At 72.3% G+C, this 25284-nt stretch carries 27 protein-coding genes; 12 read left to right on the forward strand and 15 right to left on the reverse strand.

The genetic code is table 11. From position 1 onward, the window contains the following. On the reverse strand, positions 1-990 hold a 990-nt coding region (locus ON36_RS22400; RefSeq protein WP_043657174.1), incomplete at its 3' end, for a 4-hydroxy-3-methylbut-2-enyl diphosphate reductase. Positions 991-1106: 116 nt separating this feature from the next. On the opposite strand from ON36_RS22400, the gene ON36_RS22405 reads away from it, so the two are divergent. From ON36_RS22405 to ON36_RS22415, 3 genes are all read left to right on the forward strand, one after another. Then, a complete protein-coding gene (locus tag ON36_RS22405; protein ID WP_043657114.1) occupies positions 1107-1715 on the forward strand; it encodes a lipid droplet-associated protein in 609 nt (202 codons plus the stop codon). Between the two features lie 92 nt (positions 1716-1807). Next, positions 1808-3109, forward strand: coding sequence for an exodeoxyribonuclease VII large subunit (gene xseA / locus ON36_RS22410; protein WP_043657116.1), 1302 nt, complete (start codon positions 1808-1810; stop codon positions 3107-3109). Continuing rightward, a complete protein-coding gene (locus ON36_RS22415; RefSeq protein WP_043657118.1) occupies positions 3102-3338 on the forward strand; it encodes an exodeoxyribonuclease VII small subunit in 237 nt (78 codons plus the stop codon). The genes xseA and ON36_RS22415 overlap by 8 nt, the downstream gene beginning before the upstream one ends. Positions 3339-3342: 4 nt before the next feature. Here ON36_RS22415 and ON36_RS22420 read toward each other — a convergent pair whose 3' ends face one another. After that, positions 3343-3909 carry a DUF4245 domain-containing protein gene (locus ON36_RS22420; RefSeq protein ID WP_043657120.1) on the reverse strand — a complete coding sequence of 189 codons (567 nt, stop codon included), beginning with the start codon at positions 3907-3909 and terminating at the stop codon, positions 3343-3345. A 126-nt stretch (positions 3910-4035) separates the two neighbouring features. On the opposite strand from ON36_RS22420, the gene glpX reads away from it, so the two are divergent. The 3 genes from glpX (at position 4036) to ON36_RS22435 (ending at position 8072) form a co-directional block, all read left to right on the forward strand. Then, on the forward strand, positions 4036-5079 hold the full coding sequence (glpX, locus tag ON36_RS22425; RefSeq protein ID WP_043657122.1) for a class II fructose-bisphosphatase: 1044 nt from the start codon (positions 4036-4038) through the stop codon (positions 5077-5079). 486 nt (positions 5080-5565) lie between these two features. Continuing rightward, a complete protein-coding gene (locus tag ON36_RS22430; RefSeq protein ID WP_043657124.1) occupies positions 5566-6402 on the forward strand; it encodes a patatin-like phospholipase family protein in 837 nt (278 codons plus the stop codon). Positions 6403-6668: 266 nt separating this feature from the next. Beyond that, positions 6669-8072: a class II fumarate hydratase gene (locus ON36_RS22435; protein ID WP_043657127.1), complete on the forward strand. Its 1404-nt coding sequence runs from the start codon at positions 6669-6671 to the stop codon at positions 8070-8072. Positions 8073-8126: 54 nt separating this feature from the next. On the opposite strand, the gene ON36_RS22440 is transcribed toward ON36_RS22435, so the two are convergent. The 4 genes from ON36_RS22440 to ON36_RS22455 form a co-directional block, all read right to left on the reverse strand. Next, entirely contained in the window at positions 8127-8999 is an 873-nt protein-coding gene (locus ON36_RS22440) for an acyl-ACP desaturase (RefSeq protein ID WP_043657129.1), read from the reverse strand. Between the two features lie 78 nt (positions 9000-9077). Next, the gene (locus ON36_RS22445; protein ID WP_043657132.1) at positions 9078-9677 is read right to left on the reverse strand and encodes an LGFP repeat-containing protein; all 600 of its coding nucleotides are present in this window, start codon (positions 9675-9677) and stop codon (positions 9078-9080) included. 163 nt (positions 9678-9840) lie between these two features. After that, positions 9841-11190 carry an RNA 5'-3' helicase PhoH2 gene (gene phoH2 / locus ON36_RS22450; protein WP_083885316.1) on the reverse strand — a complete coding sequence of 450 codons (1350 nt, stop codon included), beginning with the start codon at positions 11188-11190 and terminating at the stop codon, positions 9841-9843. Positions 11191-11460: 270 nt separating this feature from the next. Continuing rightward, on the reverse strand, positions 11461-11841 hold the full coding sequence (locus ON36_RS22455; RefSeq protein ID WP_043657134.1) for a DUF488 domain-containing protein: 381 nt from the start codon (positions 11839-11841) through the stop codon (positions 11461-11463). Between the two features lie 62 nt (positions 11842-11903). Between ON36_RS22455 and ON36_RS22460 the strand changes: the two genes are divergently transcribed. Then, positions 11904-12173 (forward strand): hypothetical protein, encoded by a 270-nt coding sequence (locus tag ON36_RS22460; protein ID WP_043657136.1) that lies wholly within the window; start codon positions 11904-11906, stop codon positions 12171-12173. A 2-nt stretch (positions 12174-12175) separates the two neighbouring features. Here ON36_RS22460 and ON36_RS22465 read toward each other — a convergent pair whose 3' ends face one another. From ON36_RS22465 to ON36_RS22475, 3 genes are read right to left on the reverse strand one after another with little or no spacing between them, the layout of a single operon-like run. After that, on the reverse strand, positions 12176-12598 hold the full coding sequence (locus tag ON36_RS22465; protein WP_043657138.1) for a limonene-1,2-epoxide hydrolase family protein: 423 nt from the start codon (positions 12596-12598) through the stop codon (positions 12176-12178). An 11-nt stretch (positions 12599-12609) separates the two neighbouring features. Beyond that, on the reverse strand, positions 12610-13068 hold the full coding sequence (locus ON36_RS22470) for a DUF6841 family protein (RefSeq protein WP_043657140.1): 459 nt from the start codon (positions 13066-13068) through the stop codon (positions 12610-12612). Positions 13069-13106: 38 nt separating this feature from the next. Beyond that, positions 13107-14282 carry an FAD-dependent monooxygenase gene (locus ON36_RS22475; RefSeq protein ID WP_043657143.1) on the reverse strand — a complete coding sequence of 392 codons (1176 nt, stop codon included), beginning with the start codon at positions 14280-14282 and terminating at the stop codon, positions 13107-13109. A gap of 106 nt (positions 14283-14388) precedes the next feature. Here ON36_RS22475 and ON36_RS22480 point away from each other — a divergent pair, with 106 nt between their 5' ends. The 3 genes from ON36_RS22480 to ON36_RS22490 all read left to right on the forward strand — a co-directional run bounded on the left by ON36_RS22480 (position 14389) and on the right by ON36_RS22490 (position 16931). Then, positions 14389-15084 (forward strand): TetR/AcrR family transcriptional regulator, encoded by a 696-nt coding sequence (locus ON36_RS22480; RefSeq protein ID WP_043657147.1) that lies wholly within the window; start codon positions 14389-14391, stop codon positions 15082-15084. Positions 15085-15123: 39 nt separating this feature from the next. Next, the gene (locus ON36_RS22485; protein ID WP_043657149.1) at positions 15124-16107 is read left to right on the forward strand and encodes an LLM class F420-dependent oxidoreductase; all 984 of its coding nucleotides are present in this window, start codon (positions 15124-15126) and stop codon (positions 16105-16107) included. A 92-nt stretch (positions 16108-16199) separates the two neighbouring features. Continuing rightward, a complete protein-coding gene (locus tag ON36_RS22490) occupies positions 16200-16931 on the forward strand; it encodes an SIR2 family NAD-dependent protein deacylase (protein WP_043657152.1) in 732 nt (243 codons plus the stop codon). A 64-nt stretch (positions 16932-16995) separates the two neighbouring features. Here ON36_RS22490 and glyA read toward each other — a convergent pair whose 3' ends face one another. Next, complete coding sequence (glyA, locus tag ON36_RS22495) at positions 16996-18291, reverse strand: serine hydroxymethyltransferase (RefSeq protein WP_043657155.1); 1296 nt, start codon at positions 18289-18291, stop codon at positions 16996-16998. 150 nt (positions 18292-18441) lie between these two features. Here glyA and ON36_RS36685 point away from each other — a divergent pair, with 150 nt between their 5' ends. Further along, on the forward strand, positions 18442-18564 hold the full coding sequence (locus ON36_RS36685) for a hypothetical protein (RefSeq protein WP_281004892.1): 123 nt from the start codon (positions 18442-18444) through the stop codon (positions 18562-18564). Between the two features lie 89 nt (positions 18565-18653). Here the strand turns inward: ON36_RS36685 and ON36_RS22500 are convergent, their stop codons facing one another. Then, complete coding sequence (locus ON36_RS22500) at positions 18654-18878, reverse strand: hypothetical protein (protein WP_043657158.1); 225 nt, start codon at positions 18876-18878, stop codon at positions 18654-18656. 199 nt (positions 18879-19077) lie between these two features. Then, positions 19078-20274 (reverse strand): hypothetical protein, encoded by a 1197-nt coding sequence (locus tag ON36_RS22505; RefSeq protein ID WP_043657161.1) that lies wholly within the window; start codon positions 20272-20274, stop codon positions 19078-19080. A gap of 204 nt (positions 20275-20478) precedes the next feature. On the opposite strand from ON36_RS22505, the gene coaA reads away from it, so the two are divergent. After that, positions 20479-21411: a type I pantothenate kinase gene (coaA, locus tag ON36_RS22510; protein WP_043657164.1), complete on the forward strand. Its 933-nt coding sequence runs from the start codon at positions 20479-20481 to the stop codon at positions 21409-21411. A gap of 3 nt (positions 21412-21414) precedes the next feature. On the opposite strand, the gene ON36_RS22515 is transcribed toward coaA, so the two are convergent. The 3 genes from ON36_RS22515 to ON36_RS22525 form a co-directional block, all read right to left on the reverse strand. Continuing rightward, positions 21415-22500, reverse strand: a complete 1086-nt coding sequence (locus ON36_RS22515) for a hypothetical protein (RefSeq protein ID WP_043657167.1) — start codon at positions 22498-22500, stop codon at positions 21415-21417. Between the two features lie 286 nt (positions 22501-22786). Further along, the gene (locus ON36_RS35735) at positions 22787-24301 is read right to left on the reverse strand and encodes a hypothetical protein (RefSeq protein WP_043657170.1); all 1515 of its coding nucleotides are present in this window, start codon (positions 24299-24301) and stop codon (positions 22787-22789) included. Positions 24302-24526: 225 nt separating this feature from the next. Continuing rightward, the coding region (locus tag ON36_RS22525; RefSeq protein ID WP_157224981.1) for a hypothetical protein at positions 24527-25284 on the reverse strand (758 nt) is incomplete at its 5' end.

The raw sequence follows: 25284 nt of genomic DNA on the forward strand, positions 1-25284 counted from the left end.
GGGCCGCAGTTCCCGCGGCAGCGCGAAGACGAGGGTCTCGTTGGCGGTGGTCACCGGGACGACCTCGCCGAAGCCGTGCTCGGCCAGCAGCTCGAGGACGCCCTGCACCAGGATCTCCGGGACCGAGGCGCCGGAGGTGACGCCGACGGTGGTCACGCCGGTCAGCCAGGCCGGGTCCACCTCGCGGGCGAAGTCGACCAGGTGCGCGGCCTTGGCGCCGGCGCCGAGCGCGACCTCGACGAGGCGCACCGAGTTCGACGAATTGCGCGAACCGACCACGATCACCAGGTCGCACTCCGGGGCCATGGCCTTGACGGCGGTCTGCCGGTTGGAGGTGGCGTAGCAGATGTCGTCGCTCGGCGGATCCTGCAACGTCGGGAAGCGCTCGCGCAGCCGCTGCACGGTCTCCATCGTCTCGTCCACGCTCAGCGTGGTCTGCGACAGCCAGATCACCTTGGCCGGGTCGCGCACGGTGACCTGGTCGACCGCGCCGGGGCCGTCGACCAGCTGGACGTGTTCGGGCGCCTCGCCCGCGGTGCCCTCCACCTCCTCGTGGCCCTCGTGGCCGATGAGCAGGATGTCGTAGTCGTCGCGGGCGAAGCGCTTGGCCTCCTGGTGCACCTTCGTGACCAGGGGGCAGGTGGCGTCGATGGTGCGCAGGTTGCGGGCGGCGGCGGTCTCGTGGACGGTCGGGGCGACGCCGTGCGCGGAGAACACGACCAGCGCGCCCTCGGGCACCTCGTCGGTCTCGTCGACGAAGATCACGCCGCGCTCGCGCAGCGTCTCCACGACGTGCCGGTTGTGCACGATCTCCTTGCGGACGTAGACGGGCGCGCCGTGCTTCTCCAGGGCCTTCTCGACGGTCTCCACCGCGCGGTCGACGCCCGCGCAGTAGCCGCGGGGCTCGGCTAGCAGCACGCGCTTGCCGCCGGCCGCCGCCGGGCCCGCCGTACCGCTGATGCCGACATTCAAGGGAATGGCCGAGGTCATGGTCACCAGCTTACGTGCCGCCATAGCAGCCCGATCCGGCCGGATACAAGGGGCGAATATCACACCCGGGGCGCGCTGGTCTTTGCATCACACGGGTCGTGGGGCAGTCTAGGGCTATGTTCCGACCTCCCTTCGTGGCGCGGGTAGCCGCCGGCGCCGCCGTATACGCCTTGGAAGAGACGAAGCGGCTGCCCACTGCGGCGGTCAACTTCCCCGTCACCGCGCTGAGCCGGGTGCTGCAGACGACCATGCATCTGCAGCAGTTCGTGACCAGCCTCGCGCTCAAGGGCGACAGCGTGTTCGCCCGCTTCAACCCGCCGGAGGAGCAGCCCGCGTGGGCCACCTTCGACGAGGACCTGGAGCCCCGCCCGCGCGCGGCCACCAACGGACACGCCAGCAAGTTCGACCTCTACACCGAGGACGTGCCGCTGCCGCAGACCAACGGCAAATCGGTGCCCGCGCCGGTGCTGGTGCTCGACCAGCCCGAGGCCGGAGCCGAGCCCGAGGCCGAGCCCGCGGCCGAGGAGCCCGCCGAGGTCGTCGCCCCCGAGGTGGCCATCCGCTACGACTACCCGTCGATGACCCTGGCGCAGCTGCGCGCCCGGCTGCGCATGCTGACCGTCGAGGAACTCGGTCAGCTGCTGGCGTTCGAGCAGCAGACCCGCGACCGCGCGCCGTTCGTGACGATGCTGACCAACCGCATCGCGACCGTGCAGTCCAAGTAGTCCGTCCCGACTTCCGGCGAGGGCCGGCCGGCGCGACGCCGGCCGGCCCTCGCCCGTTCGGCGGTGTCGGCACCACCGCCTACGCTGACCCCATGACTTCCGACGGGGCGAGCGAGGCCACCGCCGCCGCACCGGGCAGCTCGGCCGAACAGCCGTGGCCGGTGCGATCCATCGCGGTGAAGGTGGCGCAGTGGATCGATCGGCTCGGCAGCGTCTGGGTCGAGGGCCAGATCACCCAGATCAACCTGCGCCCCGGCACCCGCACCGCCTTCCTGGTCCTGCGCGACACCTCCGCCGACATGTCGCTGACCGTCACCTGCGATCCGGACCTGTTGCGGCGCAGCCCCGTTCCCCTCACCGAGGGCAGCCGCGTCGTCGTGTACGGCAAGCTCCAGTTCTTCACCGGGCGCGGCTCGATCTCGCTGCGCATCACCGAGATCCGGCCGGTCGGCATCGGCGAACTCCTCGCCCGCATCGAGCGGCTCAAGGCGCTGCTGGCCGCCGAGGGCCTCTTCGACGAACGGCTCAAGCGGCCGCTGCCGTTCCTGCCCGGCACCGTCGGGCTGATCACCGGGCGCGCCAGCGCCGCCGAACACGACGTGCTCACCGTCGCGCGCGACCGGTGGCCCGCGGTGCGGTTCGCGGTCCGCAACGTCGCGGTGCAGGGACCGACCGCGGTGCCGCAGATCATCGCCGCCCTGGCCGAGCTCGACGCCGACCCCGCCGTCGAGGTCGTCGTGCTGGCCCGCGGCGGCGGCAGCACCGAGGACCTGCTGCCCTTCTCCGACGAGGCGCTGTGCCGGGCGATCGCGGCCGCGCGCACCCCGGTGGTCAGCGCCATCGGCCACGAGCCCGACGCGCCCCTGAGCGACCTGGTCGCCGACGTCCGCGCCGCCACCCCGACCGACGCCGCCAAACGCGTCGTCCCCGACGCCGTGGCCGAACTGGCCGGTGTGCGCGAACTGCGCGCGCGGTCGGCCGCCGCCCTGCGCGGCTGGGTCGCCCGGGAGACCAACGCGCTGGCCCAGCTGCGGTCGCGGCCGGTCCTTGCCGACCCGCTGCGCGAACTCGCGCACCGCGCCGACGAGGTGGAACGGCTGCGCCTCGCTGCCCGCCGCACCGTCGAGCACGCCCTGCGCGCCGAACAGACCACCGTCACGCACCTGCGCGAGAAACTCACCGCCGTGGGTCCCGCCGCGACCCTGGCCCGTGGCTACGCTGTCGTGCAGCGCGTGGCCGGACCCGAACGACACGTGGTGCGCTCCGTCGACGACGCCCCCGCGGGCAGCCAGCTGCGCATCCGGGTCGCCGACGGCGCGATCACCGCCGCCGCGCTCGGCACCCAGCGCACGACCCCCGCCCCCGAACCGAAGGACCAGCACGCACATGGCTGACGCCGGCACCCCCGACACCCTCGCCGAGATCGCCACCTTCGGCTACGAACGGGCGCGCGACGAACTGGTGAACGTGGTCAAGATGCTCGAACAGGGCGGCCTCGACCTCGACGACTCCCTCGCCCTCTGGGAACGCGGAGAGGCGCTGGCCACCCGCTGCGAGCAGCATCTGGCGGGCGCCCGCCAGCGCGTCGAGGACGCCATCGCGCACTCCGACGCGACCGACTGAGCGGTCAGCGCGTCAGCGGCGCCGCGGTCGTCGTCCCCTGCGCCAGCGCGCGGAAGGCCGCGTCGTCGCCCGCGCCGGTGATCAGCACCCGCACCCCGTTCAGATCGGCGATCCAGCCGGTCTCCTCGGTCGGCTCGCTGTAGACGACCCACTTCTGCCCGGCCACCTCGGTGGTCCCGGTCGCGTAGCGGGAGCCGAGCACGTGCCGCGACAGCGCCTCCTCGGTCGCCCCGGACTGCGACACGCGCATGTAGGTCCCCTGCGGCGTGATGTAGCCCACGGTCGTCACCGGGCCGCCGCCGGGCAGGGAGATGTTCTCGCGACTGCCGGAATTCGGGGTCCAGCCCGCGGGGACCTCGGGCTTGCGCACGGGGAACGGCATCGACTTCGCGTCCAGCTTCAGCGCGGCGTCCACGTCGAAATGCGGGATCTGCCCCTGGCTGGGTCCGGACGTCGAGAAGCTGCACTGGCTGGCCAGGCCCGCGAACACCACCGCGATCAGCACCAACGGAATCAGCGACCAGAACAGGTCGCGGTAGTCGTTGAGGATGCGGGGCTTGGCGGCAGACACGACCTCCAGTATCCACCGGCGGGTCCCGACACGAACCGGAGGGTCTTCGGCGCAGGGGTGTACGGCCGTACCGATCCGAATGCGACAATTGACGCCGTACACCAACGCCCAAGGAGGCACTTCGCAATGACGGCATCATCGCCCGCCCCCAGCCGCCGCGAGGCACCCGACCGCAACCTGGCGCTCGAGCTGGTCCGTGTCACCGAGGCCGGTGCGATGGCCGCGGGCCGTTGGGTCGGCCGCGGCGACAAGGAAGGCGGCGACGGCGCCGCCGTCGACGCCATGCGCCAGCTGGTCAGCTCGGTGTCCATGAGCGGCATCGTCGTCATCGGCGAAGGCGAGAAGGACGAAGCGCCGATGCTGTACAACGGCGAAGCCGTGGGCGACGGCACCGGCCCCGAGGTCGACTTCGCCGTCGACCCCATCGACGGAACCACACTGATGTCCAAGGGCTCCCCCGGCGCCATCTCCGTGCTCGCCGTCGCCGAGCGCGGCGCCATGTTCGACCCCTCCGCGGTGTTCTACATGCAGAAGATCGCCGTCGGCCCCGACGCCGCCGACGTCATCGACATCTCCGCCCCCATCGGCGAGAACATCCGCCGCGTCGCCAAGGCCAAGCGCTCGGCCAAGTCCGACCTCACCGTCTGCATCCTCGACCGCCCCCGCCACGCCGACATCATCCGCGAGGTGCGCGAGGCGGGCGCCCGCATCCGCCTCATCTCCGACGGCGACGTCGCCGCCGCCATCGCCGCCGCCCGCCCCAACTCCGGCACCGACATCCTCGTCGGCATCGGCGGCACCCCCGAGGGCATCATCGCCGCCGCCGCCATGCGCTGCATGGGCGGCGCGCTGCAGGGCATGCTCGCCCCCAAGGACGACGAAGAGCGCCAGAAGGCCATCGACGCCGGCCACGACCTCGAGCGCGTCCTCACCACCGAGGACCTCGTCTCCGGCGACAACGTCTTCTTCTGCGCCACCGGCGTCACCGACGGCGACCTGCTGCGCGGCGTCCGCTACTTCGGCGGCGGCGCGGAGACCCAGTCCATCGTGATGCGCTCCAAGTCGGGCACCGTGCGCATGATCGACGCCTACCACCGCCTCACCAAGCTGCGCGAATACTCCTCGGTGGACTTCGACGGCGACGAATTCGCCACTCCGCCGCTGCCGTAATTCTGGAGCGCTGGCGCGCTCGAGTCGCGGCCCTTGGGGCCCCGACGAAAAAGACCCCGATCTTCGCGGCTGCGCCGCATGGGATCGGGGGTCTTTTTCGTCGGGGCGGCCGCGACCGCCGCTGCGCGGCGGGGCCTCCTCGGGGTCGGCCCGTTGGGGTTGGGTCGGGTGCGGGGGCCGATGGGGCAGGGCGGGGCGGGGCGATCGATGCTCGGGCCGGGTGCGCTGGGCCGCGGCCGGCCCGCGGCGCGCAGGCAGTCGACAGCGAGCGCGCTGTCGGGAGACGGGTCGCGTGGTTGCCGCAGAACCGGGACGGACGGCGACTGCCGGAGCCGGTCGGACACCGGGCCGAGCGACCACCGCCGCAGCCGGTCGGACACCGGGACGCCGGGCCCCGAGAGGCGTGGTCCGCGTTCCTACGGCGGGCGCGCTGTCCGGCGGGTAGGTTCGGAATCTCGGCCTCGGGTGACGGAAGGTGGTGGCGGTATGGGGACCGCGCTGGTGCTCGGCGGGGGCGGGATCACGGGGATCGCCTGGGAGATCGGGATCGTGGCGGGGCTCGAGGAGTCCGGGACCGTGCTGCGGGACGCGGACGTGATCATCGGGACCTCGGCGGGGTCGGTGGTGGGGGCGCAGTTGCGCAGCGGGGTGCCCACCGGCGAGCTGTACGAGAAGGAGCTGCGCCCACGGGATTCCGAGATCCCCGCCCGGATGGGCCTCGGGGCGCTGCTGCGGTTCGTCGCCCTCGGGCTCACCGCGCCCGACGACGTCACCGCGGCGCGGCGGGTCGCGCGGGAGTCGGCCAAGACGCGCACCGTCGACCCCGCCGAGCGGCTGCGCGTGATCGGCGCCCGGCTGCCGGAGACCGCGTGGCCGGAACGGGATCTGCGGATCACGGCCGTCGACGCGGAGACCGGGGAGCTCGCGGTGTTCGACCGGTCGGGTCCTGCGACGCTGACCGAGGCCGTCAACGCCAGTTGCGCGGTGCCGTTCGTCTGGCCCGCGGCGACGGTCGCGGGTCGCCGGTACGTCGACGGCGGCGTCCGGTCCGGCACCAACATCGACCTCGCCGCGGGCTACGAGCGGGTGATCGTGCTCGCCCCCACGACCAGGGCGGTGCGCCGGTCGGGACTCGCGACGACGCAGCTGCGCGCACTCGGCCCCGACACCGAGGCCGTCCTGATCACCCCGGACGCCGCGGCCCGGAAAGCGTTCGGCCCCAACGCCCTCGACCCCACCCGCGCCCCCGCCGCCGCCCGCGCGGGCAGGGCCCAGGCCGACACGGTGCGGGCGAAAGTGCACGCGGTACTCGGCGCCTCCTGAGCGCGCCCGAGACACTTCCCCACGCCCGGTCCGCCGCCACGGCGCATCTCCGGGCACTCGGCCGCGCACCGACGGCACACTCCCGGGCCCCGTCCGGCCACGACACACCCGGACAGGTCGACGCCCCGATCACGGGACCCCGCCGGACGCGACGACCGGCGGCGTCGGTGGCCCGGTGTATTCCCCCCGGCGCCCCGTTCCGCCTGTGCGCATCACCTCAGGGCGTGGCATCCCCACAACCCCTCGCGCGGTCCTATGGTCGGGTTATGGCCGACGAACCGCAGTACCGCATCGAACACGACACCATGGGCGAGGTCCGCGTTCCGGTCGACGCCCTCTGGCGGGCGCAGACCCAGCGCGCGGTGGACAACTTCCCCATCAGCGGGCGCGGGCTGGAGCGCGCGCAGATCCGCGCGCTCGGCCTGCTGAAGGCGGCCTGCGCCCGCGTCAACAAGGACCTGGGCCTGCTCGATCCGGTGAAGGCGGACGCGATCATCGCCGCCGCCACCGAGATCGCCGAGGGCCGCCACGACGACCAGTTCCCGATCGACGTCTTCCAGACCGGGTCGGGCACCAGCTCCAACATGAATGCCAACGAGGTCATCGCCTCGATCGCGGCGCGCGCGGGGGTCACCGTCCACCCCAACGACGACGTCAACATGTCGCAGTCGTCCAACGACACCTTCCCCACCGCCACCCATCTCGCGGCGACCGAGGCGGTCATCGAGGACCTCGTCCCGGCCCTGGACCACCTGCGGCTGGCGTTGCAGGACAAGTCGCGTGCCTGGCACTCGGTGGTCAAGTCCGGCCGCACCCACCTGATGGACGCGGTGCCGGTGACGCTCGGCCAGGAGTTCGGCGGCTACACCCGCCAGGTCGAGGCGGGCATCGAGCGGGTCATGGCCACGCTCCCCCGGCTCGGCGAGCTGCCGATCGGCGGCACCGCGGTCGGCACCGGGCTCAACGCCCCCGCCGGGTTCGGTGCGAAGGTGGTCGCGGAACTGGTGCGCGCCACCGGGATCGACGCGCTGCGCGAGGCGCGCGACCACTTCGAGGCGCAGGCGGCACGCGACGGACTCGTCGAGGCGTCGGGCGCGCTGCGCACCATCGCGGTCAGCCTGACCAAGATCGCCAACGACATCCGCTGGATGGGATCGGGCCCGCTGACCGGGCTGGCCGAACTCCAGCTGCCGGACCTGCAGCCGGGCAGTTCCATCATGCCGGGCAAGGTCAATCCGGTCCTGCCCGAGGCGGTCACGCAGGTGGCGGTGCAGGTCGTCGGCAACGACGCGGCCATCGGCTTCGCCGGTGCGTCGGGCGCGTTCGAGCTCAACGTCTACATCCCGGTGATGGCCCGCAACCTGCTCGAGTCGATCCGGTTGCTGGCCAACGTGTCCCGGCTCTTCGCCGACAAGTGCGTGCACGGGCTGGTCGCGAACGAGGACCACCTGCGTACGCTCGCCGAGTCCTCCCCCTCGATCGTCACCCCGCTCAACTCCGCGATCGGCTACGAGGAGGCCGCGGCCGTCGCCAAGCAGGCGCTGCGGGAGAAGAAGACGATCCGCCAGACCGTGCTGGACCGCGGCCTCGTGCCCGGCAAGCTCACCGAGGCCGAACTCGACGAGCGCCTCGACGTCCTGCGGATGACGGGCGTCACCGAGCGGTCCTGAACCGCGACGGGCCCCGTCACCGCGTGGTGACGGGGCCCGTCCGCGTTCCGGCCGCTACGCCGAGGCGAAGACGCGGGCGTCGGTGCGCAGCGCCTCCACCACGGCCTTGCCCTCGTCGCCGAAGTCGGTGCGGGTGAAGATGTTCCAGCGCTCCAGCAGCGGCGCGAAGACGAGTTCCCCCTCGCGGGCCGGGTCGTAGATGCCCGCCTCGGCGAGCAGGGCGTCGCTGGTGCGGCCGTCGGGCAGTTCGACGACGGGGACCCGGAACCCGGCGATCCGGTCGGCGATGGCCCGGACGGCCTGGTCGGGCGACAGGTCGAGGGCGGCGGCGACGAGGTCGGCGAAGAACTCGGCCTGCAGTTCGTCGTCGGCGGCGATGCGCTCGGCGATGCCGGTGACGATCGGGTTCTCGTTCAGCGCGGCGGTGTTGCGGTGGCGCACGGCCGCGGCGGCCTCCTCGAACGCGGCGTTGGCCAGCACGTCGATCAGGTGCAGCGGCTCGCGCCGGTAGCCGAGGGTCATGTGCGCCATGCGGGCCCGCTCGAGCTCGACCGGATCCACCGCGCGCGCCACCATCAGGTAGTTGCGGATCAGGATCTCGTGCCGGTTCTCCTCGGCGGTCCAGCGGCCGACCCAGCGCCACCACGGGCCGGTGCGCAGCGCCTTGCCGAGCTCCCGATGGTAGGAGGGCAAATTGTCGGCGACCAGCACGCTGACGGTCAGCGCCAGCTTCGCGGTCTCGCCGAGCTCGGACTGGTCCGGCGTCCAGTCGGTGCCGCCGAGGAACTCGAAGTTGCGGCCGTCCGACCAGGGCACATAGTCGTGCGGCTGCCAGTCGGCGACGGTGTCGATGTGGCGCGCGAGGTTGCGGTCCACGACGTCGGCCAGTGCCTCGAGCAGCTCGCGGTCGGTCAAGTTTTTCTGCACGCAGACAACTTAGACGCTGCGGTCCGGGTGCGGGGACCTACGGGCAAACCGGCCCCCGCACCGGGACGGCTCACAGATTTATTTGGGGGTCACCGTGGTCTGGCCGCCCACCCAGGTGATGGTGCCGCCGGAGAAGGTGCTCTGCTTGCCACCGTTGGCGGTGTCGGTCTCGTCGCTGGTCGGGTAGCCCAGCGTGCCGTTGGCGCCGCCGTTGTCCTCCCAGGCCTCACGGATGTCGCCCCAGACGATGTGGGCGCCGGTCTCGGGGCTCCAGTAGATGGTGCCGCCGTCGAAGTCCTGGTACTGGCCGCCGTTCGGTCCCGCCTCCTGGGCCTCCTCCGGCGCGCCGAGCGGGCTGTTCGGGCCACCGACCTGGACGTACTTCTTGTAGACCTCGCCCGAGACGGTGACGTCGCCGTTCGGCGTGGCGATGGTGGTCGAACCGCCCGCGGCGGTCGCGCTGACCGTGACGGTGACCGACCCGGAGGGGCCGACCGTCGCGGTGGCGCCGGAGGTCTCGGTATGGGTGCCGTGCTCCGCCGTCGTGGTCATCATGGCGTTGCCGGTGGTGGTGGCGTCGGCGTCGTTGTCGTCGTCGTTGCTGCAGGCCAGCAACAGCCCCGCGGACAGGGCGACGGCGGCGGTGCCGGCTGCGGTGCGTCGAGCGATCTGGTTCATAGCCATCCTCTCGCGATCCCCCCACAAGGGACCTGCGACAACGGCTCGGCGCGAAACCCGTTCGCCGGACCGTTGCCACAGTACTGTCGCGGCGGATAGTACCCACTTCCCACCAGGTTGAATCGCAACCCGGCCGGAGTTGCCCGGCCGGGTCGCGGGAGCGTCAGGCGTTCGGCCCGTACTCCTCGAGCATCTCGGTCACCAGGGCCGCGATCGGCGAACGCTCACTGCGGGTGAGTGTGATGTGCGCGAACAGCGGATGGCCCTTGAGCTTCTCGATCACCGCGGCGATGCCGTCGTGGCGGCCGACCCGCAGGTTGTCGCGCTGGGCGACGTCGTGGGTGAGCACCACCCGCGACCCCGAACCCAGCCGGCTCAGCACCGTGAGCAGCACGTTGCGCTCCAGCGACTGGGCCTCGTCGACGATCACGAACGAGTCGTGCAGCGAGCGGCCGCGGATGTGGGTCAGCGGCAGGACCTCGAGCATGTCGCGGCCGAGGACCTCCTCCATGACCTCCCGGCTGGCCAGCCCGTCGAGGGTGTCGAAGACGGCCTGCGCCCACGGGCCCATCTTCTCGCTCTCGGAACCGGGCAGGTAACCCAGTTCCTGGCCGCCGACCGCGTACAGCGGCCGGAACACGACCACCTTGCGCTGGGTGCGCCGCTCGAGAACCGCCTCCAGCCCGGCGGTCAGCGCCAGCGCCGACTTGCCGGTGCCCGCGCGGCCACCGAGCGAGACGATCCCGACGCTCTCGTCGAGCAGCAGGTCCAGCGCGATGCGCTGCTCGGCGGAGCGGCCGTGCAGGCCGAACGCCTCGCGCTCGCGGACCAGCTGCACCCGCTTGTCCGGCGTCACCCGGCCCAGCGCGCTCGAGCTGCTGCCCAGCAACCGGATGCCGGTGTGGCAGGGCAGTTCCCGGGCCTCCTCCACGTCGATGACCGACTCCGCGTAGAGCTGGTCGATCTGCCCGCCGGAGACGTCGAGTTCGCACATCCCGGTCCAGCCGGAGGTGACCACGTCCTGTGCGTGGTACTCGTCGGCCTGCAGACCGACCGCGCTGGCCTTGACCCGCAGCGGAATGTCCTTGGAGACCAGCACGACCCGGGCACCCTCGGCGGCCAGGTTGAGCGCGCAGGCCAGGATGCGTGAATCGTTGGTCTCGGTACGGAATCCGGCGGGCAGCACCGACGGGTCGGTGTGATTGAGCTCGACCTGCAGTGTGCCGCCATCGGTTCCGATGGGCAGCGGCTGGTCGAGCCTGCCGTGCTGCAAGCGCAGGTCGTCGAGCATGCGCAGGGCTTCCCTGGCGAACCATCCCAGTTCGTGGTGGTGGCGCTTGGCTTCGAGCTCGCTGATCACCACCAGAGGTAACACCACCCGGTGCTCGCCGAACCGGGACACGGCCCAGGGATCGGAGAGCAGGACGGAGGTGTCGACGACGAAGGTCTTGCCGTGCGGCGCGGACGACGCCGAGGCTGCCGAGGGAGCGGAAACGGAGCGTGCAGCAGTCACGGTGGGCTCCTTGTGTGTTCGCACGGCACCCGTGCGAACGATCTCGCTGGACCGGTCCGTCCTGAGGTGGCCGACCCGGAGGTCAACCGCCACGAGGGCCGGGCGCCGGCCCTCTCGCACTGAACTCGTCAGTCACGGTCAGGACCTCCCGTACGAGCCACACCGCCGCGGCCCGCATCATCGACGCTACCGCCGAATCGCCGCGCGCGCTGGCGGTAGGCGTGACGTGTTGCGTGAATTCGCCGTTACGCGCCGTCACACGGCCGGTGATCAGGAACCGTGTTCGCGCAGTTCGGACACGATGACCGGCACGTGACTGCGCTCCGGATCCTTCACCGAGGTGACGAGCGTGAGCGGTCCCCCGGCGGCGAGGGCACGCAGCCGATCCAGTTCGGCGCGCGCGGCGGGGGCGCTCAGCTCGGCCCGGAAACGGTCGGCGAACTCCGCCCGGCGCGGGCCGGGATCGGCGTGGAACCAGTGCCGCAGTTCGGTGGAGGGGGTCACGTCCTTCGCCCATTCGTCGATGCGCGCGCGTTCCTTGCTCACCCCGCGCGGCCAGAGCCGGTCGACGAGCACGCGGGTGCCGTCGGACGGTTCGGGCTCGTCGTAGACGCGCTTGATCCGGATGTCGGGTGCCGGTGGATGGCTCATCGCATCACGACACCACACGCGAGCGGCCGCGCCGGGTGATCCACGCCGACTACAGTCGAGATATGGCGGACGAGGACCTGGACAAGCTGTCGACGAAGGAACTGCACGATCGCGCGGTGCGCACCGCCGTCCGGCGCGGCGACGTGAAATTCCTCTGGAACCTGCTCAAGGCGATCCCGGCGGCCGAGGCCGAGGTGGGACGGGTCGGCGAGAGCGAGGCCGACATCAAGTACGTCGTCCCCATGCTCGACGACTACTTTCACGCCGGTGACGGCGAACTCGCCGAGGTCCTGCGGCCCACCTACCTGGACTACCTCGGCAAGCACGCCTGAGCTCAGCCGCGGCCGGTGACCGCCCGCACGACCCCGGTCACCACGCCGCGAGCGACGTTGCCCTTGCTGAAGTGGTCGTGCCACAACACGATCCGGCCGTCGCGCAACTCCAGGGTGCCGGTGACCCAGAACCCCGCGGTGACCTTCCCGAAGCGCAGATAGTCGGTCCGGTCGGTGAGCACGACGTCGCCGGTGGCGGCGATGTGGTGCATGTCGACGGCGAACCCGAAGCTGGGCCGCGCCAGCCCGGCCAGCACCTGCCCGACCCGCTTCTTGCCGCGCACGTCCGGCAGCGAGGTGTTCTTCCAGACGATGTCGGGATGCAGCAGTTCCAGCGCCTCGTCCACCGCGTCCATGCCCAGCGCCGAGAAGAACTCGTGGACGACGGTGACGGGATCTTCCGGGAGTTCCGGCGTATCGGTCATGCCTGCACAGCCTAGGCGCCGTCGGCGTCCTCGGCCAGATCGCGGAGGTCGATGCCCTGAGCGGCCGCCAGTTGCGCCAGCGCGCGGGAGGCGTCGATGTCCACGGCGACGTAGACGCGCCAGCCCCCGGTGTCGCGGCGCAGCAGGTACTCGTAGTCGCTGTCGGTGAGCGGCGCGCCCGCGGCGTCACGGAAGTGCCAGCGCACCCGCAGGCGGACGATCCGCTCGGTCAGGGCGGCGTGCTCGAGCAGCGTGTGCCCGACACCGCCGAGGCCGAGCCTGCGGTAGAGCGGATAGGACTGCCGCAGGCCCTCGGCCATGAGTTCGCGCGTGTCGAGGGCACCGGCGAACTCGTCGCCGAGCAGCATGCCGGGTGTGCCCCACAGGGCGGCGGAACGTTCGGCGTCGAAGTCGGCCAGCCCCGCCTGGTATTCGTCGAGGAACCGTTCGAGCTCGTCTACGAGGGCCATGGTCGCCAACGTAGGTCATCCGGCCGCTCCGTGGCCGCTCACGCGCCGACCAGGGCGGGGTAGTCGAGCAGGTCGATGTCGTTGGCGGCGTCGTCGGTGTATTTCACCATGAGGCCGAACAGCCGGGAGCGGAGGAACCAGTTGCGGGCGCGGATGCCCGGCGCGGTCTTCGGCGCGAGGAAGCGGCCCGCGTTGCTGGAGCCGTGGACCTTGGCGTAGCGGGCCATGATCCGGTCGTACTCGGCGAACGCGACGGTGTGATCGCCCGCGGCCCGCGCGAGTTCGCCCGCCAGCACGTAGGCGCCGACCACGGCCATGCCGGTGCCGAACCCGGCCAGCGTACTGCCGTAGGCGGCGTCGCCCAGCAGCGCGACGCGGCCGCGGGTGAAGCCGTCGGGCATGCGGACGCTGCTGATGGTGTCGAGGTAGAAGTCGTCCACCCGCTCGAGCTCGGCGAGCATGCGCGGGACCTCCCAGCCCATGTCGGCGTAGCGCTCGGCCACGATCCGGCGCTGGGCGGCGGTGTCGTCGCGGGCGTAGTCGAGCCGGGGCGAGGCGAAGATGTAGAACTGCTGGGCCTTGGGCCCGCCGGTCATGGCCAGCCGGCCGGGGGTGTTGCAGCCGAGGCCGGTGGCCCGCTCGCGGGGGCGGCCGCGGTCGGACCAGGGGCTCGCGCCGGCGACACAGTAGTGATAGCCGAGGTACTCCACGAACCGCTCCTCCGGCCCGAAGGCGAGCGCCCGGACGCGGGAGTGGATGCCGTCGGCGCCGATCACCAGGTCGAAGGTGCGCGGGGCGGCCTCGGCGAATTCGACGCGCACGCCGTCGGCGGTGTCGGTGAGCGCGGTGATCGTGTCGCCGAAGAGGTACTCGCAGTCGGTGTGGTCGTAGAGGACCTCGGCCAGGTCGCCCCGCAGGATCTCCAGGTCGCCGCCGGTGAAGTCGCCCGACATGACCGCCCGCCGACGGCCGCGCTCGTCGACGAAGACGGTGTCGGTCGTGCCGGTGGCGCGGGCGCGGAGGTCGTCGAGGACGCCCATGCGCTCGAGCACCGTGAAGTGCGTGCGGCCCTTGAAGTCGACCGCCTGGCCGCCGGGGCGCAGCGCCGGTGCCCGCTCGACGACGGTGACGGTGAACCCGTAGCGACCCAGCCAGTGGGCGAGGGCGGGGCCGGCGATGCTCGCGCCGGAGATGAGGACGGTCTGGTTGCGCATCGAATTCTCCCTTATCTGCGTCCGCTGGAAACTGTATCCGGCGGATGCGGATCAGAGTATGGTAGACACAGTTTCTGGTCAACCCCGATCCCGAAGGAGCGTCGCGATGCCGGCACCCACCACCGTCGACTTGCTCTGGGGCACCGCCGCCCGGCCCAAGCGCGGCCCCAAACCCGCGCTCACCCTCGACGGCATCGTGGGCACGGCCATCGAGATCGCCGACACCGAGGGCCTGAGCGGGCTGTCCATGCAGCGGCTCGCCGAACGGCTCGGGTTCACCAAGATGTCGCTGTACCGCTACGTGCCCGGCCGCGAGCAACTGACCGCGCTCATGGTCGACGCCGCCGTCGGCGCCCCGCCCGCCGACACGGCCACCGGCGACTGGCGCGAGCGCCTGCGCCGCTGGGCGCACGCCATCCACGAGCGCTACCGCGCCCACCCCTGGGCCATCGAGCTGACCCTCGGGGTCCGCCCGATCGGCCCCAACGAACTGTCCTGGACCGAAGCCGCGCTCGCCGCGCTCGACGGCACCCCCCTGCGCGGCGGCGAACGCCTGGACGCGATCGTGCTGCTCAACGGGCACGTGCGCAGCCTCGCCCAGCAACTCGTCGGCCAGGATCAGGCGCGCATGGGCGAGGACTTCGCCGCGCAGGTCGGCGCGTCACTGGCCGCCGCGGGCGACCGCTATCCCCAGGTCCTGGCCGCCTTCGCCGAGGACGCGGCCGGGAGCGGCGGCGCGCTCGACTTCGGGATCGACCGGATCCTCGACGGCCTCGGCGTGCTCATCGACGCCCGGCGCTGAGCCCGGCCGGGTACACCGGGACGGAGTACCTTCGGCCCCATGAGCATTCGCCTCGGTTACCAGATGCCGTTCTTCAGCAACACCGCCTCGGTACGCGACCTGTTCCCGACGGTGATCGCGCAGGCCAGGGAGGCCGAAACCGCGGGATTCGACGCGGTCTTCGTGATGGACCACTTCTATCAGCTGCCCCTGCTCGGCGCGCCCGACGAACCGATGCTCGAGGCCTACACCGCGCTCGCGGGCCTGGCCACCGCGACCGAGCGGATCCAGCTCTCCGCGCTGGTCACCGGCAACACCTACCGCAACCCGGCGCTGCTGGCCAAGACGGTCACGACCCTGGACGTGGTCAGCGGCGGGCGCGCGGTCCTCGGGATCGGCGCGGGCTGGTTCGAGCTCGAGCACCAGCAGTACGGCTTCGAGTTCGGCACGTTCACCGAGCGGTTCGCCCGGCTGGACGAGGCCCTGCAGATCATCCAGCCCATGCTGCGCGGGCGGCGGCCCACCTTCGAGGGCGCCTGGTACCGCACCGAGAACGCCACCAACGAACCCCGGCTGCGCGACGACCTGCCGATCCTGCTCGGTGGCGGGGGCGAGAAGAAGACCTTCGCGCTGGCCGCCCGGTTCGGCGACCACCTCAACATCATCTGCAACGCCTCCGAACTCCCCCGCAAACTCGACGCCTTGCACCAGCGCTGCGCCGAGGCGGACCGCGATCCGGCCACCCTGGACACCAGCTTCCTCGCCTTCGTGATCGTCGACGAGGACGGCGACCGCGCCCGCAAGATGCACGCCGACCTGGTCGCGCCGCTCGGCATCGACCTGAACAAGCTCACCGACGCCGAACGCGCGGCCACCGTCGTCGACCGGCAGTTCTCGGGCACCCCCGACGACGTCGCCGAGCAGATCCGCACGCGCGTGCTCGATCAGGGCATCGACGGCGTGATCGTCAACATGGTCGCCAACGGCCACGAGCCGGGGACGGTCGAACTTGCCGGGCGCGCCCTGCGGCCGCTGGTCGGCTGACCCCGCCGCGGCGGCGCGGCGGGCCCGCCCGGATCCGGGGGGCCGCGGCGATCCCGAGGCGCCGCCGGAGTTTCCGGCCCTACGCTGGTCGCATGACCGACCAGCCGCGTCCGCTCGTCGCCGTGCTGTCCGGCGCGGGCATCTCCACCGATTCGGGAATCCCCGACTATCGCGGACCCCGCGGCCTGTGGCAACGCGACCCCGAGGCGGAGAAGCTCGTCACCTACGACTACTACATGGCCGATCCCGACATCCGCCGCCGGTCGTGGCTGATGCGGGCCGAGCACCCGGTCGCGCGGGCGCAGCCCAACGCCGCGCACGTCGCGATCCGGGAACTCGCCGACGCGGGCGTCGCGGTGCGCGTGATCACGCAGAACGTCGACGGCCTGCACCAGGCGGCCGGGCTGCCCGACCGCACGGTGTTCGAACTGCACGGCACCGCGCGGTCGGTGGTGTGCACCGGCTGCGGCGACCGCACCGACACCGAGGCCGCGCTCGCACGGGTCGCGGCCGGGGAACCCGACCCGGCGTGCCTGCGCTGCGGCGGCATCCTGAAGACCGCGACGGTCATGTTCGGACAGAACCTGGACGCCGACGTGCTGGCGGGCGCGATCGCCGTCGCCCGCGCGTGCACGGTGTTCATCGCCGTCGGCACCAGCCTGCAGGTGCAGCCCGCCGCCTCGCTCACCGGGATCGCCGCGGACAGCGGCGCCCGGGTGATCATCGTCAACGCCGAACCGACGCCCTACGACCGCGTCGCCGACCAGGTCGTCCGCGAACCGATCGGCACCGCCCTGCCCGCCCTGCTGGCCACGCTGCGCTGACCCCCGGACACGGCGCGGGCCCCGCCGGATCGCTCCGACGGGGCCCGCGCGCGACGGCTGTCGCTCAGCCGAGCAGGCGCCAGTCCTCGAGGCCCTGGTAGAGCGGGACGCTCTGGGCCAGCTTGGACACCCGGCCGCGCAGGGTCTCCACGTCGGAGGTTCCGGCCAGCGCCGCGGCGATGATCTCGGCGACCTCGGTGAACTCGGCGTCGCCGAAACCACGGGTGGCCAGCGCGGCGGTGCCGATGCGCAGGCCGGAGGTGACCATCGGGGGGCGCGGGTCGAACGGCACGGCGTTGCGGTTGACGGTGATGCCGACCTCGTGCAGCAGATCCTCGGCCTGCTGGCCGTCGAGCTCGGAGTTGCGCAGGTCGACCAGGACCAGGTGCACGTCGGTACCGCCGGTCAGCACCGAGACGCCCTTGTCCTTGACATCGGCGCCGGTCAGGCGCTCGGCCAGGATCCGCGCGCCCGACAGGGTGCGCTGCTGGCGGTCCTTGAACTCCTCGGTCGCGGCGATCTTGAACGCGGCGGCCTTGGCGGCGATCACGTGCATGAGCGGGCCGCCCTGCTGACCGGGGAACACCGCGGAGTTGATCTTCTTGGCGAACTCCTGCTTGGCCAGGATCAGACCGGAACGCGGGCCGCCCAGGGTCTTGTGCACGGTCGAGGAGACGACGTCGGCGTAGGGCACCGGCGAGGGGTGCAGGCCGGCCGCGACCAGGCCGGCGAAGTGGGCCATGTCGACCCACAGGTAGGCGCCGACCTCGTCGGCGATCTCGCGGAAGGTCGCGAAGTCCTGGTGACGCGGGTAGGCCGACCAGCCGGCGACGATCACCTTCGGCTTGGACGCCTTGGCGATGTCGCGCACCTCGTCCATGTCGATGCGGTGGTCTTCCTTGCTGACCCCGTAGGAATGGACGTCGTACAGCTTGCCGGAGAAGTTCAAGCGCATGCCGTGGGTCAGGTGACCTCCGTGGGCCAGATCGAGACCGAGCAGGGTCTCGCCCGGGTTCATCAGCGCCATCAGAACCGCGGCGTTGGCCTGCGCGCCCGAGTGCGGCTGGACGTTGGCGAACTCGGCGCCGAAGAGCTCCTTGGCCCGGTCGCGGGCCAGGGTCTCCACCACGTCGACCGCCTCGCACCCGCCGTAGTAGCGGCGGCCGGGGTAGCCCTCGGCGTACTTGTTGGTCAGCACCGAGCCCTGGGCCTGCAGGACCGCCCGCGGCACGAAGTTCTCCGAGGCGATCATCTCGAGGGTGTCGCGTTCACGGGCGAGCTCGCCCGCCATCGCGGCGGCCAACTCGGGATCGAGCTCACCGAGAGACTGGGTATTCACCGAAGCGGTCGTCTGCGTCACGGCACTCAGTCTATGGGGCCGGAAACAGCCCCCGTGCAGCGGGTTCGCGGGGCCGATACCCCGGCCGAGGTAACGGCGCGGCGGAAGTGACCGATCACACAGCCGTGCCACCGTGATCGCCGCCCAGCCCGACCGACCAGGAGTCCCGTCATGCACACCCTGCCCGTGACACCCGCCGTCGCACCGTCGAATCCCGTCGAGGCGCTACTCCTCCAGCTCGGCGCGCTGCTGTGTTCGCTGTTCTCCGGGGGCGGCTGCGCCGTCATCCAATAGGCCGCCGGAAGCGCCGGAGCCGGCCCGGCCACCGCGCCGCGGCGACCGAACCGGCTCCCGTCTCCCCCGCCCCCGTCGGCGTCCCAGCGCTAGCTGCTGCCGCCCCGCGGGCGGCACACGACGTGCCTGCCCTGCCACCGGCAGGTGTAGTCCTTGATGTCGCGCAGCACCTGCTGCTCGGGAGCGACCTGCTCGGCCTGGAACGGCACGAGCGGCAAACCCTCGGCGAGTGCCGTCCCCGGGACGGGCGCGAGCAGCGCCACCGCGGCGGCTCCGATGACCGCGACGCAGGCGCGTCGCATCGACAGCTTCATTCTTCGATCCCCTCGTCGGCGCCGGTGTCACCCCGGCGCCGGTTGTGCTCGGTCCGCGCGGCACGGGAACTCCGGACCGGTCCTCCGCTCCCCCATCGGGAGCCCGCCGCCGGTCACGCTACCCGAGAGCAATTCGGGCATACAAACGTAATCGTTAGCGGCACAACACAATTGACGAGGATTTCAGCCTACTCGCGGGTCACATCGCCCGAATGGCGCCCGGGGTCAGCGGCTCGTCCAGCAACCGGCCGAACCGCGCCGCGCGTTCGTCGGCATCGGGCGCCGCGTCGAGCCAGCCGCCCAGCAGGCGGTACCCCTCGACGTAGGTGCTGATGTAGGCGCGCCACAGCGGCGAGGACAGGAAGCGCAGCGACTGCCGCGCCCGCTCGGGCGTGGCCAGGCTCCACCGCTGCAGGAAGGCGGCGACCTCGTCGTGATCGCGGTGCTGGTCGTGCAGCAACAGCGCGGCATCCTGACGCACGCTCAGCAGCTTCGCCGAGGCCGCCGAGAACCGTTCCGCGCGTTCGCCGTCGAAGCGCAGGCCCAGATCGGCGTAGATCTCCTGCGCCCAGCGACCCCAGCCCGGGCCGACGATGGAGCGCAGCGCCAGGTCGGCCAGCCCCTCGGCCATGAGGCACTGCGGGGTGTTGACCAGGAACAGCGTCTGCTCGGCCTGGCCCGCCGCCACCAGCCCGGCCTCCTTGCGGCAGTGCTCGGTGTGATGCCCGGGGTAGGACTCGTGCGCGATGAGCGCGGGCAGGTGCGCCATGTGCTGCTCCAGGTCGGAGTTGATCGCGACCGTGGAGTGGAAGTTGCCCAGGTAGTAGTTGAACCCGGACCACGGCTTGTCGCCGACCACCTCGTAGGTGACGTGCTCGTGATCGGGCAGCGGGTACCGCTCGCGGACCAGTTCACGCAGCGCGCCGGAGAACGCCTCCACACACACCGTCAGGCGCTCGGGCGGGATCACGTCCGAGCGCCGGTAGGCCGCCGCCCGTTCGGCCAGCGGCCCGTCCCCGCCGAGGACCTCGCTCATCTGCCGGTGCGCGTCGAGGTAGTCGTCGGTGTCCCCGGGAGCGATGTCGACGTCGAAGTAGGCGCGGACCTCGTCGACGAAACCGATCTCCTCGCCGGCGAACTTCCGGGCCGAGCACTCCATCGCGCGCAGGTGCACGTCGAGGAATTCGGCACGCCCGGGCTCGATGCCCGAATCGGGAAGTTCCTTGCGCAATTGCCGGGCGGTGTGAGCCAATTCACGGGGGTCCGGCGCGGGCGCGTTCTGCACCTCGCGCCGCAGCGCGGGATCGCCGGTATAGGCGTCGACGAAACCCTCTTCCAGGCGGTCGAAAGCCAGTCCCAGCCGCAGGTACCCGGTCACCAGAGGATGCGCGTCCATGCTCTCGACCCTAGCGATCGGGCGCCGCCGCGGTGCGCCGAAGTGGTCAGGTGAACGCGACGTTACCGACTGGTAGCTGAACCCCCTGTTGCGCGACCGCGATCGAAGTGGCGCAGAATCCACACCATGCGGTCAGAGTTTTCCCAGTTCGCCCGGTGCCCGCTGCCCGGCAGTCAGTGTTCGCCGAGGCGGAGCGTCGGGTAGGTGGCACGGATGAGCGAGCCGAGCCCCTACGTGGAGTTCGACCGGAAGCAGTGGCGCACGCTGCGCAAGTCGACCCCCCTGGTCCTGACCGAAGAGGAGCTCTACGGGCTCCGCGGCCTCGGCGAGCAGATCGACCTGGAAGAGGTCGCCGAGGTCTACCTGCCGCTCGCCCGGCTCATCCACCTGCAGGTCGCCGCCCGCCAGCGGCTCTTCGCCGCGACCGCGACCTTCCTCGGGGAGAAGCACCCCGACAAGCAGGTCCCGTTCGTCATCGGCGTGGCGGGCAGTGTCGCGGTGGGCAAGTCGACCACCGCGCGCGTGCTCCAGGCGCTGCTGGCCCGCTGGGACCACCACCCGCGCGTCGACCTGGTCACCACGGACGGGTTCCTCTACCCCACCGCCGAGCTGACCCGCCGCGGCATCATGCATCGCAAGGGCTTTCCCGAGAGCTACGACCGCCGCAAGCTGCTGCGTTTCGTCACCGAGGTCAAGTCCGGCGCCGAAGAGGTGTGCGCGCCGGTGTATTCGCACATCTCCTACGACATCGTGCCGGGCGAGAAGCACTGTGTGCGCCAGCCCGACATCCTCATCGTCGAGGGGCTCAACGTCCTGCAGACCGGCCCGCGGCTCATGGTGTCGGACCTGTTCGACTTCTCCATCTACGTGGACGCCCGTCTCGAGGACATCGAGAACTGGTACGTGAAGCGGTTCCTCGCGCTGCGCAAGACCGCCTTCGCCGATCCCGACGCGCACTTCCATCACTACGCGACCTTCAGCGACGAGCAGGCCACCGCCGCCGCGCGCGACATCTGGAACTCCACCAACCGGCCCAATCTGGTGGAGAACATCCTGCCGACGCGGCCGCGCGCCACGCTGGTGCTGCGCAAGGACGCCGATCACGCCATCAACCGGCTGCGCCTGCGCAAGCTCTGACACTCAGTACGGGCGCGCGACGTCGATCACGCTCCGCTGCACGGGATTCGTCGGCGCGTTCAGTTCCCCGGCCAGGGTGCCGAACGGCGAGGCGGCACCGGTGCGGCGCACGCGGAGGTCGGTGCCGTCGGCCAGGGTGACCGCCCGCAGGGTCGTGTCGTCGCCGACCTGGGTCCAGCCGTCCGGGCCGTACCGCCAGACGGTGGAGCCGGTGAGCGCCGACGGGTCGTCCCGGTGCCAGGTCAGCCGCGTCGCCGCCAGACCCGTGGTATCCCAGCGCAGATCGGCGACCGAACTGCAGGACGGCAGCGGCGGCGCGGTCCCGTCGACGCGCCCGGTGGCGAGATCGATGCGGTAGATCGCGCCGACGCCGCAGGCCGCGTTGTCGCGGTCGTATCCCTTCACGGCCACCGCCGAGCCGTCGGGCGCGACCACCGCCGCCGAGAGCGGGGTGTTGATCGTGCCGACCCGGCCGAACTGCCGGACCGCGCCGGTGGCGGTGTCGACGGTGTAGACGTGGCTGTAGCCCCAGCTCGCGCCCGGCGCGCTCTCGGTCCGGGCCAGCACGGCCAGCCGGTCGGTGAGGGCGAGCAACGTGGTGCCCGTCAGCGTGTTGCCCGCCTCGACCGGATCGCGCGGCTCGGGCAGTGTGACCGCCCGCAACACGGTCGGCTTCGGGTCGCGCAGGTCCGCCTGCATGATGCGGTCCGGACCCGCCCACCAGCCGACGACCGCGTCGTGCAGCGGGAACACCGCCGTGCAGCCGCAGTCGAACCGGCCCGACGCGACCAGCAGGCTGCCGGTCTCCAGCGCGCTGACCCCGCCTTGGTCGTCCACCGCCCAGATCAGGGAGTTGTCGCGGCTGAACCCGACGGAGCGGTACTGCCCGTCCCGCCCGGCCACCGTGCCGTCGGCGGTCACCGCCGCCATCCCCGCCGTCGTCCGCAGCGCGTACCGGACCGCGCCGAGGGACTGCGGCGCCGTCTGCGCGGGCGTCTCGTCCGGCGCGGGCGCGCCGCAGCCGGCGGCGAACAGCAGCAGCCCGGCCCCCGCCACCAGCGCGGTCGTCCCCCTGATCCACTGACGCATGACCTGTTTCCTTTCGTCCCCACGACGACCCCGCGGCGGGTGCCGCCGGGACCGGAGTCCCGCCGCGGCGGGACGACCGGATATGGACCGGTGGGCAGAGGGCGTTAACGAGCCGCCCGCGCCCGTGCGCGCCCGCGCCTGCCCTGTCCGCCGCCGGGCCGGGCGGCCTGCTCCCGCGCACGTCGACTGTAGGGCCGCCCGGCGGCCGAGGACGCAGGCCACGCCAGCCGGGGCCGCGATGTCCGTCGGGCGAACGCCCGGCCGCCGGTGTCGGCTCTGATCAGCGTCATCGGGCGGCGATCGCCGAGACACCCTCGGCCAGGACGGTGCGGCCGCTCGGGGTCGAGAGGGTCAGGCGGCCGAGGGGGAGTTCGCCCGGCGCGGCCGACGTGGTGGCGACGAGTTCGGCCACCGCGCCGTCGGATCGGCGTTGGGATTCCAGCACGGGCGTGTCGGCGAGAGGCGACCAGGTGCGGGTGGTCGCGCGGGCTCGGGCGGTGTCGGGCGGGGTACCGGGCGCCCAGTGCTGGAGGATCGCGGTGACGCTCCCGTCGGGCTCGGCGCGGGGGCGATGGGCGGTCGCGCAGGGGCCGGGGGCGGCGGCCAGCGGGGTGGTGCGGCCGGAGCCGGCGTCGACGGTGGCGGCGGTGGCCTGCGGGCAGGAATCGTCGGCGTCGATCCGGCGGCCGGTCAGGACGAAGGTGTGGCCGTCGGGCCCGAGGGCGGCGGCCACATCGGTGTCGAGGCCGTCGACGCGGCCGAGCGCCCGTGGCTCGCCCTCGTCGGGGACCGCGTACAGGTGGGTGCCGCTCCAGGCGCCGTCCACGGTCTCCCGCCGGGCCAGCATCATCGAATGCGCACCGGCCGCGAGGATCTCGGTGGCGCCGAAGGCGGCGCCGGGCCCCGGCGGCGTCGGCGGGTCCGGCCAGCGCAGCGGCTGGTGCCGGGCCGCGCCGCCCGGAGTCGCCAGCGCGGCGCGCATCACGACCGCGTCTTGGGACCACACGACGAGATCGTCGCGCAGGGCCACCGCCGAGGCGCAGGCACACCCGATCTTCGAGACCGCGCCCCCGACCACGGCGACCGCGACGACCGTCCCTCCGGCCACCGTGAAGGCGAAGCCGCCGTCGCGGGTGAAGGCGACGGGCTCGGTACCGGCGAAATCACCTGGCACGCGGACGGTTTCCGCCCCCTCGCGGACCACGACGAACTCCGACCTCGTGCGATAGGCGACCGCCGGCACCCGCGCGGGCGCGCGGGACGGCGAGGAGGCGGGCGGCGTCCGGTGCGCGGCCACGGCGCGGTCCGCGCCCGCCACCTGTAGCCGCGTCGGGGAATCGCCCAGGGCCGCCGAGGCGTTCGCGGGCGGCTCGCCGGGGGCGGCACCGTCCGGCCGTGGCGCGTCCCGGTGTGTCTGCGGAGCTGCGGGTGCGCCCACGCCGGTGTCCGCGCGGACCGCGGAGTCCGGCGCGGTGGCGTCGGCGTTCGAGGGTTCGGGCCGGTCACCCGTGGGCACCCCGAGCCCGGCTCGATCGGCCGCGCCGCCGGGAGGGATCACGCCGCGCTGTTCCGGTTCACGCGGAACGGTGCTGTCGCGCGCGAACCGCGCCGACGCCGAAAGTTCCTCGACAAGTTCCTCGACGGCCGACAGTGTCCGAGCGGACGGCGGCTGCGCTACCGGCCGATGGTCGAGCGGATGGACCGGCGCGGTGGTCGTCCAGGACACCGCCGACAGCACCGACACCGCCGACAGCGCGGCCAGCGCGGCCACGCCGATCGCGGCGCGCACGATTCCCCACATGTTTCCCCCTCCGGAGTTCCGGGCGGGGCCGCGCCGTCGACCGGCACACCCCCGAACCGCCTGAACACGACACCTCGACGGTAGCCGCGAACCCGGCGACGCGGAGGCGGCTGTCCCCAGGTTCGGAGTTGTCCACAGGCGGTGGCGGCGCCCTTGTGCGACGTCCCGGGTGGCGTCACCGTCGATGTCATGACGACCGGACAGATCCCGGCGGCGCCGCGCGACTCAGCTGTTCGGCGGCGCCGACAGCGACATCACGCCGGTGGCCAGCTGCACCCGGCTGCCCGCGCGCTCGATGAACAGGTCACCGTGCGGCACGTCCGCGGACCGGCCGACCTCGCCGGAGGCGATCACCTCGACCACGGCCGGATCCTGGCGCAGTACGTCGACGACGGGGTGGTCGGCGACCGGCACCCAGCTGTCGCCCTCGCGGCGCAGACGGTCGGCGTTCACCGCGGCGGTGGCGGAATCGGCCCACTGGCGCGCGGCCACGGTCAGGACGCCGTCGGCGCCCCAGCGCGGGAAGGAGACCGAGGAGCACTGGCCGGGGAGCGCGGGCAGCGGTTCGATCGCGCCGTCGGCGGCGTTGAGGACGGCGGCGTGCGCGGTCCCGCACGAGGCGGTCCGGCCGGCGGTGCCGACCAGCAGGAACGAATTGCCGTCGGGGCCAGGCGTGGCCGAGACCTGGGCGTCGACCTCCGGGATCCGGCCCAGCGCGCGCATGCTGCTCACCGTGCCGATCACGTACAGATGGCTCTTCTCCCACCACAGGCCGCGCGACTCGACCCGGGCCAACAGGATGTGCGTCGGGGTCGCCGCCAGGATCCGGACCTCGCCGGCGGGCACCCGCGCGCCGTCCTCCCCCTCGGGGAAGTCCACGGTGCGCGACACGGCCGGGACCGCCGCGGCGTCGGCGAGGTCCAGGCTCATGACCTTGCCGGGATCGTGCCACCAGGCCACCACGCCGTCGCGCACGGCGACGG

This window comes from Nocardia thailandica NBRC 100428 (assembly GCF_000308795.1).
Lineage (GTDB): Bacteria > Actinomycetota > Actinomycetes > Mycobacteriales > Mycobacteriaceae > Nocardia > Nocardia thailandica.

What these genes read in the sequence shown, in the direction of transcription:
- ON36_RS22435 (WP_043657127.1), top strand. Translation starts at nt 6,669, where the DNA reads ATGGCCGACGAACCGCAGTACCGCATCGAACACGACACCATGGGCGAG.
- ON36_RS22480 (WP_043657147.1), top strand. Translation starts at nt 14,389, where the DNA reads ATGCCGGCACCCACCACCGTCGACTTGCTCTGGGGCACCGCCGCCCGG.
- ON36_RS22445 (WP_043657132.1), bottom strand. Translation starts at nt 9,677, where the DNA reads ATGAACCAGATCGCTCGACGCACCGCAGCCGGCACCGCCGCCGTCGCC.
- ON36_RS22470 (WP_043657140.1), bottom strand. Translation starts at nt 13,068, where the DNA reads ATGGCCCTCGTAGACGAGCTCGAACGGTTCCTCGACGAATACCAGGCG.
- ON36_RS22515 (WP_043657167.1), bottom strand. Translation starts at nt 22,500, where the DNA reads ATGCGTCAGTGGATCAGGGGGACGACCGCGCTGGTGGCGGGGGCCGGG.
- ON36_RS22430 (WP_043657124.1), top strand. Translation starts at nt 5,566, where the DNA reads ATGGGGACCGCGCTGGTGCTCGGCGGGGGCGGGATCACGGGGATCGCC.
- ON36_RS35735 (WP_043657170.1), bottom strand. Translation starts at nt 24,301, where the DNA reads ATGTGGGGAATCGTGCGCGCCGCGATCGGCGTGGCCGCGCTGGCCGCG.
- ON36_RS22490 (WP_043657152.1), top strand. Translation starts at nt 16,200, where the DNA reads ATGACCGACCAGCCGCGTCCGCTCGTCGCCGTGCTGTCCGGCGCGGGC.
- ON36_RS22500 (WP_043657158.1), bottom strand. Translation starts at nt 18,878, where the DNA reads ATGAAGCTGTCGATGCGACGCGCCTGCGTCGCGGTCATCGGAGCCGCC.
- ON36_RS22465 (WP_043657138.1), bottom strand. Translation starts at nt 12,598, where the DNA reads ATGACCGATACGCCGGAACTCCCGGAAGATCCCGTCACCGTCGTCCAC.
- ON36_RS22415 (WP_043657118.1), top strand. Translation starts at nt 3,102, where the DNA reads ATGGCTGACGCCGGCACCCCCGACACCCTCGCCGAGATCGCCACCTTC.
- ON36_RS22405 (WP_043657114.1), top strand. Translation starts at nt 1,107, where the DNA reads ATGTTCCGACCTCCCTTCGTGGCGCGGGTAGCCGCCGGCGCCGCCGTA.
- ON36_RS22455 (WP_043657134.1), bottom strand. Translation starts at nt 11,841, where the DNA reads ATGAGCCATCCACCGGCACCCGACATCCGGATCAAGCGCGTCTACGAC.
- ON36_RS36685 (WP_281004892.1), top strand. Translation starts at nt 18,442, where the DNA reads ATGCACACCCTGCCCGTGACACCCGCCGTCGCACCGTCGAATCCCGTC.
- glpX (WP_043657122.1), top strand. Translation starts at nt 4,036, where the DNA reads ATGACGGCATCATCGCCCGCCCCCAGCCGCCGCGAGGCACCCGACCGC.
- ON36_RS22460 (WP_043657136.1), top strand. Translation starts at nt 11,904, where the DNA reads ATGGCGGACGAGGACCTGGACAAGCTGTCGACGAAGGAACTGCACGAT.
- ON36_RS22505 (WP_043657161.1), bottom strand. Translation starts at nt 20,274, where the DNA reads ATGGACGCGCATCCTCTGGTGACCGGGTACCTGCGGCTGGGACTGGCT.
- xseA (WP_043657116.1), top strand. Translation starts at nt 1,808, where the DNA reads ATGACTTCCGACGGGGCGAGCGAGGCCACCGCCGCCGCACCGGGCAGC.
- ON36_RS22475 (WP_043657143.1), bottom strand. Translation starts at nt 14,282, where the DNA reads ATGCGCAACCAGACCGTCCTCATCTCCGGCGCGAGCATCGCCGGCCCC.
- ON36_RS22485 (WP_043657149.1), top strand. Translation starts at nt 15,124, where the DNA reads ATGAGCATTCGCCTCGGTTACCAGATGCCGTTCTTCAGCAACACCGCC.